This window comes from Ideonella dechloratans, assembly GCF_021049305.1.
In the GTDB taxonomy this organism is placed as follows: domain Bacteria; phylum Pseudomonadota; class Gammaproteobacteria; order Burkholderiales; family Burkholderiaceae_C; genus Ideonella; species Ideonella dechloratans.
In genome coordinates this window covers 3474919-3487034 of record NZ_CP088081.1, presented here as the reverse complement: position 1 = coordinate 3487034, position 12116 = coordinate 3474919, and the positions used below count along the sequence as shown (strand labels likewise).

Sequence of the window (12116 nt, the reverse complement as noted above, 5' to 3'; positions counted from 1 at the left end):
GCCCTCAGCGGCCGAAGACGGCCTGCCACAGGGCCAGCACGGCGGCGCGCTCGGTGGCCAGCTGCTCGGGCGGGAACTGGGTGGGCTGCTCGTTCAGGCGGGCCCGGTGCTGGGCGCGGCGCAGCTCGCGGTAGGCATCGGCCGCCGCCTGGCCCACGCCGGCGGGCAGCAGGGCCGCGGCCTCGGCCCGTTGCAGCAGCGCGATGTTGCCGGCGTTGTCCTGCAGCTCGGGGTGGCGGCCGCTGTGGGCCAGCACCAGATACTGCACGCAGAACTCCACGTCCATCATGCCGCCGGTGCTGTGCTTGACGTCGAACAGCCCGCCCCGCTCGGGGTGGGCTGCGCGCACCTTCTCGCGCATGGCCGTCACCTCGCCCTGCAGGGCCTGCGGGTCGCGCTCGGCGCTGATGACCGCCCGCCGTGTCGCTTCGAAGCGCTCGGCCAGGTGGCGGCTGCCGGCGCACCAGCGGGCCCGGGTGATGGCCTGGTGTTCCCAGGTCCAGGCAGTGTTGCTGCCGCGCCCGCGCTGGTATTTGTCAAAGGCGGCGGCGGAGGTCACCAGCAGGCCGGCGCCGCCGTTGGGGCGCAGCGCGGTGTCGATCTCGAACAGTTCGCCCGCCGCGGTGCGCAGCGTCAGCCAGGCGATCAGCTTGCGCACGAAGGCGGCGTAGACCTCCTGCGCGCGGTCGGCATCGGGTTCGGCGTCATCGTCGTAGAGGAAGACCACGTCCAGGTCGCTGCCGTAGCCCAGCTCCAGCCCGCCCAGCTTGCCGTAGGCGATCACCGCGAACTGCGGCTCGTCGCGGTGGCGCTGCTTCAGGTGGGCCCAGGCCCAGCGGATGCAGCAGTCCACGATGGCGTCGGCCAGGGCCGAGAGGTCGTCGGCCGCCTGCTCGATGGTGATGCGCTGCTCCACGTCGCGCACCAGGGTGCGGAAGGTCTCGGCATGGTGGGCGCGGCGCAGGGTGTCCAGCAACTCGCCCTCGTCGGCCTCGCCGGCCCGCACCCAGGCGGTGTGCCGTTCGTCCAGATCGCTGGTGAAGGCCGCACGGTCGAAGCGCTCGGCGATCTGGCGATCGTCGGCCAGTTCATCGATCACCGCGGGGTGCTGCATCAGGTAGCGCATCGGCCAGCGGGCCAGGCCCAGCAGGCGCAGCAGGCGCTGCTGCACATTGGGCCGCTCCACCAGCAGGGCCAGGTAGCTTTCGCGGCGCAGCAGCGGCTCCAGCCAGTCGATGAAATGCTCGACGGCCTGCAGGGTGCACAGGCCCTCGGCGGCGCCATGGGCGGCCCGCAGCACCAGCTTGCCCAGGCGCAGCCGGCCCTCCTCGCGCAGTGACTGCACCCGCGGGTGGCTGGCCAGGGCCTGGACCCGCGGCAGCAGCGCGGGTGGCAGCTTTTCCCACAGCCGCTCGCTGTCGATGGGCAGCGGGGCGCCGCAGCCCTTGCCGCGGCAGGTGCCGCCACCGCCGCCCTGGCTGTTCTGCAGCAGGGCGTCGAACTCGGTGGCCACCAGCTCGCGCACCTCGCACAGCCGGTCCAGCAGCTCGCAGGCGTCGGCCGTGCAGACCAGGCACAGGCTGCCGGCGATCCAGCCCAGGTCGGCGTCGGTGGTGGGCAGCAGATGGGTCTGCTGGTCGTCCAGGTACTGGATGCGGTGCTCCACCTGGCGCAGGAAGACGTAGGCGCCGGCCAGGGCCTGGGCCGTCTCGGGCTTCATCAGCCCGCCGGCGGCCAGCTTTTGCAGGCCCTTGAGCGTGGCGCGGGTGCGGATCTCGGGGTACTGGCCGCCGCGCACCACCTGCAGCAGCTGGACGATGAACTCGATCTCGCGGATGCCGCCGCGCGAGAGCTTGACGTCATTGGCGCGCTCGGGCCGGCCGGCGGCGCGGCGCTGGGCCTCCTCGCGGATCTTGCGGTGCAGCTGGCGCAGGCCTTCGAAGACGCCGTAATCCAGGTACTTGCGGTAGACGAAGGGGGTGACCAGGGCGCGCAGGGCCAGCGGTCGGCCGCTGGCCACGCTGTCCAGCGGCGCCACCACCCGGCTCTTGAGCCAGGCGAAGCGCTCCCATTCGCGGCCCTGGACGAAGAAGTACTCTTCCAGCATGGACAGGCTGACGACCGAAGGACCGGAGTTGCCATTCGGGCGCAGGGCCAGGTCCACCCGGAACACGAAGCCGTCGTCGGTCACGTCGCCGATCAGGGTGTAGAGCTTCTTGGCCACGAGGGCGAAGTACTCGTGGGCCGAGATGGGCACCGCGCCGTCGGTCTCGCCGTCGTCCTCGTAGACGTAGATCAGGTCGATGTCCGAGGAGACATTGAGCTCGCGGGCGCCGAGCTTGCCCATGCCCACGATCCAGAAGTCGATGGCCTCGCCGGCCTCGTTGCGCGGCAGGCCATGGCGCTCGTCCGACTCGCGGCGGGCGGCTGCCAGGGCGCGCTCCAAGGTGGCCTCGGCCAGGGCGGTCATGGTCCCGGTGACGTGCTCCAGCGGCGCGCGCTGCTCCACGTCCAGCACCACCAGGCGTTCGACCACCAACTGGCGGGCCACCCGCAGCGCGCTGGGCAGGGCGCGCCCGCGCGCCATCAGCGTGTCGATCAGCGCCAGGATGGTGGCCCGGTCCGGCACGCCCGCGGGCAGCAGCGGCAGGTCTTCGGCGTAGCGCCGGCGGATGCGCTGCACGAATCGGCTGTGGGCCGCTTCGGCGCGGCAAGGGGGCGTCACAGGTTGTAAGACACTCATCAGACCGCCAGGATCGGTGTGCTAGATTGCTGTCGCGACAGGCGTGCGACCATGTTGCGGAGCACCTTGTCCAGCAGGATCGGTGCGGCGCACGCCGGACCGTCGATCCATGCCCTTGATGTCCCCCGAAACCGGGCGAGTGCCCCAGCCTCGCCGTCCTGTGCTCGTATCCCTCTCACGCGGTGCCTTCCGTGCGGTGTCGCTGCTGCTGATCAGCGCGTGGAGCTTATTGCTTTTGGGATGGCTGATCCTGCACTGGGGGATTCTGCCCCACCTGTCCGACTGGCGCCCCGACATCGAGCAGCGCCTGTCGCGCAGCCTGGGCCTGACGGTGCGGATGGGGCAGCTGCAGGCCGGCTCCTCGCGCTGGGTGCCCACCGTGCAGGCGCGCGACGTGGTGCTGCTGGACCCGCAAGGCCGCGAGGCCTTGCGCCTGCCGCGGGTGGATGCCGCGCTGTCCTTGCGTTCCTTGTTCAGCTGGTCGTTGCGTCTGTCGCAGGTCTATGTCGAAGGCGCGCGGCTGGACATCCGCCGCGATGCCCGGGGCCATGTCTTCGTCGGCGGGCTGGACCTCAGCCAGCCGGGCGGGGCCGATGACCACCGCGCCGCCGACTGGTTCTTCGCCCAGCCCGAGTTCGTGATCCGCGGCGGCCAGCTGCGCTGGCTGGACGAGCTGCGCGGTGCCCCGCCGCTGAGCCTGGACGCGGTGGACCTGGTGGTGCGCAACGGCCTGCGCCACCACGACCTGCGCCTGGATGCCACGCCGCCGGCCGAATGGGGTGAGCGTTTCAGCCTGCGCGGGCGCTTCACCCAGCCGCTGCTGGCCCGCGCGGGCGACTGGCCGCGCTGGTCGGGCACGCTCTATGCCGATTTGCCGCACACCGATGTGGACACCCTGCAGCGCTATGCCAGCCTGCCCTTCGATCTGAAGGCCGGCCGCGGGGCGCTGCGGGCCTGGCTGGACGTGGAACGCGGGGACTGGCGCGGCGGTGCGGCGGACCTGGCGCTGGATGCGGTGCAGCTGCGCCTGGGGCGCACGCTCGAGCCGCTGTCGCTCAGCCGGCTGCAGGGGCGGCTGCAGGTGCAGCGCCAGCGCGACGGCGTGCGCGTGAGCGCCCAGGGCCTGGATTTTGTCACCGAGGATGGCCAGCGCTGGCCGGCCAGCCAGTTCACCCTGGGCTGGCGCCAGGCCCAGGTGATCGGTGCCACCGGAGGCCCCTCGGCGCCCGAGGCCCCGGTGACCGGGGGTGAATTCCGCGCCGACCGGCTGGACCTGGCCCTGATGGCCCACATCGCCGAGCGCCTGCCCCTGCCCGACGGGCTGCGGCGCGGCCTGGAGCGCACCCGGCCCGAAGGCCAGGTGCAGGACCTGGTCGCCAGCTGGAGCGGGCCGCTGGCGCGGCCCGAGCATTACCGGGTGCAAGCCAAGGCCACCGGCCTGTCGCTGCAGCCCGGCGAAGTGGACCCGGCCCACCCGGACGAGCCGGCCCGGCCGGGCTGGCGCGGCGCCGAGCTCACGCTGGACGCCAACGAATCCGGCGGCGAGGGCCAGCTGTCGGTGCGTGACGGGGCGCTGAGCTTCCCGGGCGTCTTCGAGCAGCCCGAGGTGCCGATGGACCGGCTTTCGGCCAAGCTGGTCTGGCAGGTGCGGCCCCATCCGGGCCAGGAGCCCGACATCGAGTTGCTGGTGCGCGAAGCCCGCTACGCCAACCCCGATCTGCAGGGCGAGCTGCAGGCCCGCTGGCACACCGGGGCCCGGCCGGGGCAGGGCAGCGGCCGGCGCTTTCCGGGTTGGCTGGAGATGACGGGCCGCATCGGCCAGGTGGCCGCGCCCCAGGTGGTGCGCTACCTGCCCCTGGGCATCGGCCACGATGCGCGCGACTACGTGCGTCAGGCGGTGCTGGCCGGCGAAGTCCGGCAGCTGCAGTTCCGCACCCGGGGTGACCTCTGGGACTTCCCCTATCCGCAGGCCGGCACCGGCGAATTCCGCATCGCGGCCCAGCTCCAGGGGGTGACCCTGGCCTATGTGCCGCCGGCGCAGGCCGGCGCCGCGCCCGAATGGCCGGCCTTCGAGCAGCTGCGCGGCGAACTGCTGTTCGACCGCGCCCGCATGCGCATCCGCAACGCCCAGGCGCGGCTCTACGGGCTCACGCTGCAGGGCGTCAACGGCGAAATCGCCGACCTCATCTCCCACCCCGTGCTGACCATCGCCGGCAATGTGCGCGGCCCCCTGGCCGACGGGCTGCGCTACGTGGCCAGCTCGCCGGTGGACCGCCTGATCGACGGCGCCCTGCGCCAGGCCAGCGGCACCGGCGCCATGGACCTGAAGCTGGCCCTCGCCATCCCGCTCGAAGACACCGACAAGACCACCGTCAAGGGCCAGCTGGCCCTGAGCGGCAACGATGTGCGCATGGCCCCCGACATGCCGCTGCTGGCCGCCACCCGGGCCCAGATCCAGTTCAGCGACCGCAGCTTCAGCCTGAGCAGCGGCAGCGCCCGCGTGCTGGGCGGTGAAGCCAGCCTCTCGGGCAGCCTGCAGCCCGACGGCAGCCTGCGCTTCCAGAGCCAGGGGGTGGCCACGGCCGACGGCCTGCGCCAGGCCGTCGAGCTGGGCGCGGTGTCCCGCCTGGCCCAGCGCCTGAGCGGGCAGGCCCCCTACAAGCTGGACCTGACGGTGCGTCGCGGCCAGACCGAGATGCTGCTGACCAGCCCGCTCACCGGCCTGGCCAGCGACCTGCCGGCGCCGCTGGGCAAGACCGCCGATGCCGCCCTGCCGCTGCGCTACCAGACGCGGCTCGCCGAGCCGGTGGCCGGCCAGCCCGAGCGCGACACCCTGCGCGTGGAGCTGGGCAGCCTGGCGGTGGCCGAGTACCAGCGCGATCTCTCGGGCGCGCAGGCCCAGGTGCTCAAGGGGGCGCTGGCCATCGGGGCGCCGCTGCCCGCGGCCCCAGCGGGCACGGTGCAGGCCGCGCTGCAGCTGGGCGATGTGGACGTGGATGCCTGGCACGCCCTGGGGGCCGGCCTGGGCCTGGGCGGGGCGGGCGCTGGGGCCGGCAACCGCCAGGGCTACCTGCCCACCGACCTGAGCCTCAAGGCCCATTCCCTGAGCCTGGACGGGCGTCGGCTGGACGCGGTGCAGGCCCAGGTGCAGCGCCGCGTCCAGGGCGATGGCGCGCACTGGCTGGCTGAACTGAACGCACGCCAGATCCAGGGCAGGATCGACTACCGCCCCGCCGCGGCCGGCGACCCGGCCTCGGGCCGTCTGATGGCCCGGCTGGGGCGGCTGGTGGTGCCGGAGGCCGAGGTGGACCAGGTCGACAGCCTGCTGGACCAGGCCAGCGACGGTGTGCCCGCGCTGGACATCGTGGTCGACAACTTCGAGCTGAAGGGGCGTCAGCTGGGCAAGCTGGAGGTGCAGGCCAGCTACCGCGGCGAAGGGGGCCAGGACTGGCGCCTGTCGCGCCTGGCCATGACGGGGCCGGACGCCCGGCTCACCGGCAGCGGGCAGTGGGCGCCCGGCCCGCGCCGGCGCATGGCGCTGAACTTCAAGCTGGACGTGCAGGACGGCGGCAACCTGCTGGAGCACCTGGGCATGGGCCGGGTGGTCAAGGGGGCCAAGGGCCAGGTGACCGGCGAGCTGGCCTGGAACGGCTCACCCCTCTCGCCCGACTGGGCCGGCATGACCGGCCACATGCAGCTGGCGCTGGAGTCCGGCCAGTTCCTCAAGGTCAACCCCGGGGCCGGCCGCCTGCTCGGCGTGCTGAGCCTGCAGGCCCTGCCGCGCCGCTTCCTGCTGGATTTCCGCGATGTCTTCGATGCCGGCTTCGCCTTCGACAACGTCAGCGCCGACGTGCTGCTGTCCGACGGCATCGCCAGCACCAACAACCTGCGCATCCGCGGCGTGCAGGCGGTGGTGCTGATGGACGGACAGACCGACCTGCGCCACGAGACCCAGGACCTGCGCATGGTGGTGGTGCCCGAGATCAGCGCCGGCACCGCCTCGCTGGCCTATGCGGCCATCAACCCGGTCATCGGCCTGGGCGCCTTCCTCGCCCAGTACGTGCTGAGCAAGCCGCTGGCCGAGGCGGGCACCCGCGAGTTCCGCGTCGGCGGCAGCTGGGACGCCCCCACGGTGGTGCCGGTGCCGCGCCAGGCGGATGCCGCACCGCTGCCCGAGCCGGCCACGCCGGCCTCCGGCGCCGCGTCCTCGCCCCGCACGCGCGGGGGCTGAGGGCCGGGCCGATGCGCCCGCGCCGGTCGCGGGCTATGCTCTCGGCATGAAGATCGCTGCCTTGCAAATGGTGTCCACGCCCGACGTGGCGCGCAACCTGGCCACCGCCGCCCGCCTGGTGGGCGAGGCCGCCCACGCGGGCGCCCGCCTGGTGGCCCTGCCCGAATATTTCTGCCTGATGGGCCGGCGCGACGAGGACAAGCTCGCCATCGCCGAGGCCGATGGCCAGGGTCCGATCCAGGACGCCCTGTCCGCCCTGGCCCGCCGGCACGGCCTGTGGCTGATCGGCGGCACCCTGCCCATCCGCGCGGCCACGCCGGGCCGGGTGCGCAATGCCTGCTGCGTCTGGGGCCCGGACGGCGCCCGCGTGGCCCGCTACGACAAGATCCACCTGTTCTCCTTCGACAACGGCCGCGAGGCCTATGACGAGGCGCGGGTGCTGGAGGCCGGCGACACCCCGGTGGCCTTCGAGGCCGAGGGCCACCGCGTGGGCCTGTCGGTCTGCTACGACCTGCGTTTCCCGGAGCTGTACCGGGCCCTGATGACGCCGCCCTGCGACCTGCTGGTGGTGCCCGCTGCCTTCACCTACACCACCGGTCAGGCCCACTGGGAGCTGCTGCTGCGCGCCCGCGCGGTGGAGAACCAGTGCCATGTGCTGGCCATCGGCCAGGGCGGGCTGCACGAGAACGGCCGCCGCACCTGGGGCCACAGCATGGTCATCGACCCCTGGGGCGAGGTGATGGCCCTGCAGGCCGAGGGCGAAGGGGTGGTGGCGGGCGAGCTCTCGGCCCCCCTGCGCGACGCGGTGCGCACCCAGCTGCCGGCCTTGCGCCACCGCACGCTGGATTGCTGAACCCCGGCGCTCAGGCCACCCGGCGCAGCCGCGTCGGGCCGGCCGCGGCGCGGCCCAGCGTGCCGCCGAACAGGTCCTTGGGGTCGTCCAGCGTGGGCACCAGGTCGATCTGGCGCACGCCGTTGCGCTGGGCCTGCAGCAGGGTGTGCAGCAAGCGCAGGGCGGAGAAGTCCTCCAGCGCGAAGCCCACCGAGTCGAACAGCGTGACCTGATCGGGCCGTTCCCGCCCGGACGCGCGGTGGCGCACCACGTCTGCGAAGGCGGTCACCGGGTGGTCGGCCGGCAGCTGCTGGATCTCGCCCTCCAGCCGGGTCTGCGGTTCGTACTCGACGACGATCCTCAGGTCCGGCCGCAGCAGGATGTCGCGGGCCAGTTCGGTCTTGCCCGGGCAGTCGCCGCCCACCGCGTTCAGGTGCATGCCGGGGCGGATCATCTCGGGCGTCAGCACCACGGCCTGGCGCTTGTCGGCCGTCACCGTGGTCACGATGTCGGCGCCTTGCACCGCCTCGGCCGTGCTGCCGCAGACCTGCAGCTGCAGGTCGGCCAGACCGGGCAGGACGCGCAGGTTCTGCACCAGCTTGGCGGTGGCGCGCGGGTCGGTGTCGAACAGGCGCAGCGTGCGCACCCCGGTCAGGCGGTGGAAGGCCAGGGCCTGGAACTCGCTCTGCGCCCCGTTGCCGATCAGGGCCATCACCCGGCTGTCGGGCCGGGCCAGGTGGCGGGCGGCCAGGGCCGACATGGCCGCGGTGCGCAGCGCGGTGGTCACCGTCAGCTCCGACAGCAGCAACGGGTAGCCGGTGGACACCTCGGCCAGCACGCCGAAGGCGGTGACGGTCAGCAGGCCGGCGGCCGTGTTCTTGGGGTGGCCGTTGACGTACTTGAAGCCGTAGAGCGCGCCATCGCTGGCGGGCATCAGCTCGATCACGCCCTGGGCCGAGTGGCTGGCCACGCGGGCCGACTTCTCGAACTGGTCCCAGCGCCGGTAGTCGTCCTCGATGGTGTCGGCCAGCCGGGCCAGGAAGTCGGCAGCGCCGATCTCGCGGACCAGTTGCTGGATGTCCGATACGCCGATGTAGTTCACCATGTGTGTTGTCTCCTCCCACCGATTCTGCGGAGGGCCGGCGCCAGAGTGAAGCCAGCACACTGGCGGATTGCCCGATGGTTTTGAGCACATTGCCAGGCTAAATTGGCGATGTGTTCAATCGACAGGGGGCGCCATGGACGACATCGACCGGGAGCTGATCGCGCTGCTGCGGGCCAACGCCCGCACGCCGGTGGCGGCGCTGGCCAAGGCCCTGGGCGTGGCGCGCGGCACGGTGCAGAACCGCCTGGCCCGGCTGGAGGCGGCCGGCACCATCACCGGCTACACGGTGCGCCTGAAGCCCCAGACCGACAGTCAGCGCATCGCCGCCTGGATGACCATCGCGGTGGAGGGCAACCGGGCCGACGCGGTGCTGCGCGCGCTGCGCGGCGACCCGGCCGTGGCCACGCTGCACACGACCAATGGCCGCTGGGACATCGCGGCCGAGCTGCGCGCCGACAGCCTGGAGGCCTTCGACCGGGTGCTGGGCCGCATCCGCCAGATCGAGGGCATCGCCCACTCCGAAACCAGCCTGCTGCTGTCCACCCACAAGCTGTGAGGGCGCCGGTGGGCAGGTATAAGAGCGCCACCCCCGCTTTTCCCTCTCTGGAACCGACCATGCAACGCCGCACCCTGCTGCTGTCTACCGCTTCCACCCTGGGCCTGGCCGCGGCCGGCACCCAAGCCGCCACCGCGGCCCTGCCGCCCGCGGCCGAGGGCCAGACCTCCGCCACCGCGCTCGCCGCCCAGCTGGTCGCGGGCCGCTTGCGCAGCGAGGATCTGGTGCAGGACTGCCTGCAGCGCATCGAGGCCATCGACCGCCAGGGCCCCCGCCTCAACAGCATCATCGAGCTCAACCCCGAGGCACTGGACATCGCCCGCGCGCTGGATGCCGAGCGGGCCCGCAACACCCTGCACGGCCCGCTGCACGGCCTGCCGGTGCTGCTCAAGGACAACATCGCCACCGGCGACCGCATGAGTACCAGTGCCGGCTCGCTGGCCCTGGACGGCGTGCGGGCCGCGCGCGATGCCCACCTGGTCCAGCGTCTGCGCGAGGCCGGTGCCGTCATCCTGGGCAAGACCAACCTCAGCGAGTGGGCCAATATCCGCTCCACCCGCTCCACCAGCGGCTGGAGCGGCCGGGGCGGCCTCACCCGCAACCCCTATGCCCTGGACCGCAGCACCAGCGGCTCCAGTTCGGGCACCGGCGCGGCCATCGCCGCCGGGCTGGCACCGCTGGGCGTGGGCACCGAGACGGACGGCTCCATCGTCTCGCCGGCCTCCATCTGCGGCCTGGTGGGGCTCAAGCCCACGGTCGGACGCATCAGCCGCGACGGCATCATCCCCATCTCCCACAGCCAGGACACCGCCGGGCCGATGACCCGCAGCGTGGCCGATGCGGCCCTGCTCTACCTGGCCCTGTCCGGCCCCGACGCGCAGGACGCGGCCACCACCCAGGTCCCCCCGCCCCGGCCGGGCGACGGCATGTTCCAGCGCCAGGCCCTGCGTGGGGCCCGCCTGGGCGTGGCGCGGGCCTTCTTCACCGGCTTCGACGAGGCCGACGCGCTGGTGGACAAGATGATCGCCCTGCTCAAGGCCCAGGGGGCCGAAGTGATCGACCCGGTGGACCTGCCGCAGCCCTCGCCGGCCTTCAACGACGCCGAGCTGGCCGTGATGCTCTACGAGCTCAAGCACGACCTGGCGCAGTGGCTGGCCACCTTCGCGCCGCAGGCGCCGGTGAAGAACCTGGCCGACGTGATCGCCTTCAACGCGGCCCACCGCGACCGCGAGATGGCCTGGTTCGGCCAGGAGCTGTTCACCCAGGCCCAGGCCCTGGGCGGACTGGACACACCGGCCTACCGCGAGGCCCTGGCCCTGTGCCGCCGCCAGTCGCGCGACGAAGGGCTGGACAAGGTGTTCCAGGCCCACCGGCTGGACGCTCTGGTGGCGCCCACAGGGGGGCTGGCCTGGCTGATCGACCCGATCGCCAGCGACCATTACGGATCCAGCTTCTCGACCCTGCCGGCGGTGGCGGGCTACCCGCACCTGACCGTGCCGGCCGGCCTGGTGCGCGGCCTGCCGCTGGGCCTGTCCTTCGTCGGGCCGGCCTGGAGCGAATGGAAGCTGCTCAGCCTGGGCCTGCACTTCGAGCAGGTGAGCCAGGCCCGTCAGGCGCCGGCCTTCACCCCCCGGACGGTGCCGCTGTGACCAGCCAGCGGGCCAGGCCGCTGAAGCTGGCAAAGGCCAGCAGCGTGCTGGCCAGGATGATGCGGGCCACGCGCGCGGTGTCGGCGCCGTAGCGCTCGGTCAGCAGGGCCACGTTGCTGGCGCTGGGCAGGGCGGCGGTCAGGGTCAGGGCCAGCAGGGCGGCGTCACCCAGCGGCAGGCCGGCGGCCTGCAGGGCCCGGCCGCCGGCCCAGACCAGCGCGGGGTGCAGCGCGAGCTTGAGCAGCACCTCCGGCAGCACCGGGCGGAAGGGGGCCACCACCCGGGCCAGGCGGTGCGGGCCCAGGGGTTCGCCATGGGCGCCGGTGTGCGGGGTGGCGCGCCACAGCACTGCGCCGATGGTGAACAGCGCCACCGGGCTGGCGGCGTCGGCCAGCAGGTTGACGATGCCGGTCACCGGCGCGGGCAGCTGCAGGCCCAGTGCGCCGATCAGTGCCCCGAGGCCGATGGCCCAGGGCAGGGGGTTGGACAGGGCGCCGCGCAGCGAGCGCAGCACCGCGGCGCGGGCGTGGTCGCCATGGCCGCCCAGGGCCTGGGACAGCGCCACGCAGACCGAACTGGTGACGATCATGTCGGCCAGCACGGTGCAGATGACCGGGCCGGCGGCGGCCTGCCCCAGCAGGGCCACCAGCAGGGGCACGCCCATGAAGCCGCTGTTGGGAAAGGCGGCCACCAGGGCGCCGAAGGCGGCGTCCGCCCCGGGCACGCCGCGCGCCCGGGCCCAGGCCACGCTCAGGCCGACCACGGCCAGGCCCACCCCCAGGTACAGGCCCAGCAGCAGCGGGTCGAACAGCGTGGCCACCGGGGTGCGCCAGCCAAAGCGCAGCAGCAGGGCCGGCAGGGCGAAGTACAGCACGAAGCTGTTGAGCCCCGGCACGGCGTTGGCCGGCAGCAGCTGGCGGCGGGCGGCCCACCAGCCCAGCAGGATCAGGGCGAAGAAGGGGGTGGTGACGGAGAGGATGGCGCTCACGGCTGCGGTGGG

The 12116-nt window shown here is 73.2% G+C and carries 7 protein-coding genes; 4 read left to right on the top strand and 3 right to left on the bottom strand.

What is annotated here, in order from left to right; translation table 11 throughout:
* Positions 1 to 4: 4 nt before the first annotated feature.
* Positions 5 to 2743, bottom strand: coding sequence for a bifunctional [glutamate--ammonia ligase]-adenylyl-L-tyrosine phosphorylase/[glutamate--ammonia-ligase] adenylyltransferase (gene glnE / locus LRM40_RS16255; RefSeq protein ID WP_151125052.1), 2739 nt, complete (start codon positions 2741 to 2743; stop codon positions 5 to 7).
* A gap of 109 nt (positions 2744 to 2852) precedes the next feature.
* On the opposite strand from glnE, the gene LRM40_RS16250 reads away from it, so the two are divergent.
* Together LRM40_RS16250 and LRM40_RS16245 are read left to right on the top strand one after the other, a co-directional pair.
* Positions 2853 to 6974, top strand: coding sequence for a YhdP family protein (locus tag LRM40_RS16250; RefSeq protein WP_151125053.1), 4122 nt, complete (start codon positions 2853 to 2855; stop codon positions 6972 to 6974).
* A 46-nt stretch (positions 6975 to 7020) separates the two neighbouring features.
* Positions 7021 to 7827 (top strand): carbon-nitrogen hydrolase family protein, encoded by an 807-nt coding sequence (locus LRM40_RS16245; RefSeq protein ID WP_151125760.1) that lies wholly within the window; start codon positions 7021 to 7023, stop codon positions 7825 to 7827.
* A 10-nt stretch (positions 7828 to 7837) separates the two neighbouring features.
* On the opposite strand, the gene ocd is transcribed toward LRM40_RS16245, so the two are convergent.
* Complete coding sequence (gene ocd / locus LRM40_RS16240; RefSeq protein ID WP_151125759.1) at positions 7838 to 8911, bottom strand: ornithine cyclodeaminase; 1074 nt, start codon at positions 8909 to 8911, stop codon at positions 7838 to 7840.
* 133 nt (positions 8912 to 9044) lie between these two features.
* Between ocd and LRM40_RS16235 the strand changes: the two genes are divergently transcribed.
* Complete coding sequence (locus LRM40_RS16235; protein ID WP_151125758.1) at positions 9045 to 9467, top strand: Lrp/AsnC family transcriptional regulator; 423 nt, start codon at positions 9045 to 9047, stop codon at positions 9465 to 9467.
* A 59-nt stretch (positions 9468 to 9526) separates the two neighbouring features.
* The gene (locus LRM40_RS16230; RefSeq protein ID WP_151125757.1) at positions 9527 to 11116 is read left to right on the top strand and encodes an amidase; all 1590 of its coding nucleotides are present in this window, start codon (positions 9527 to 9529) and stop codon (positions 11114 to 11116) included.
* On the opposite strand, the gene LRM40_RS16225 is transcribed toward LRM40_RS16230, so the two are convergent.
* A complete protein-coding gene (locus LRM40_RS16225) occupies positions 11091 to 12104 on the bottom strand; it encodes an AEC family transporter (RefSeq protein ID WP_151125756.1) in 1014 nt (337 codons plus the stop codon). The genes LRM40_RS16230 and LRM40_RS16225 overlap by 26 nt on opposite strands.
* Positions 12105 to 12116: the final 12 nt, after the last annotated feature.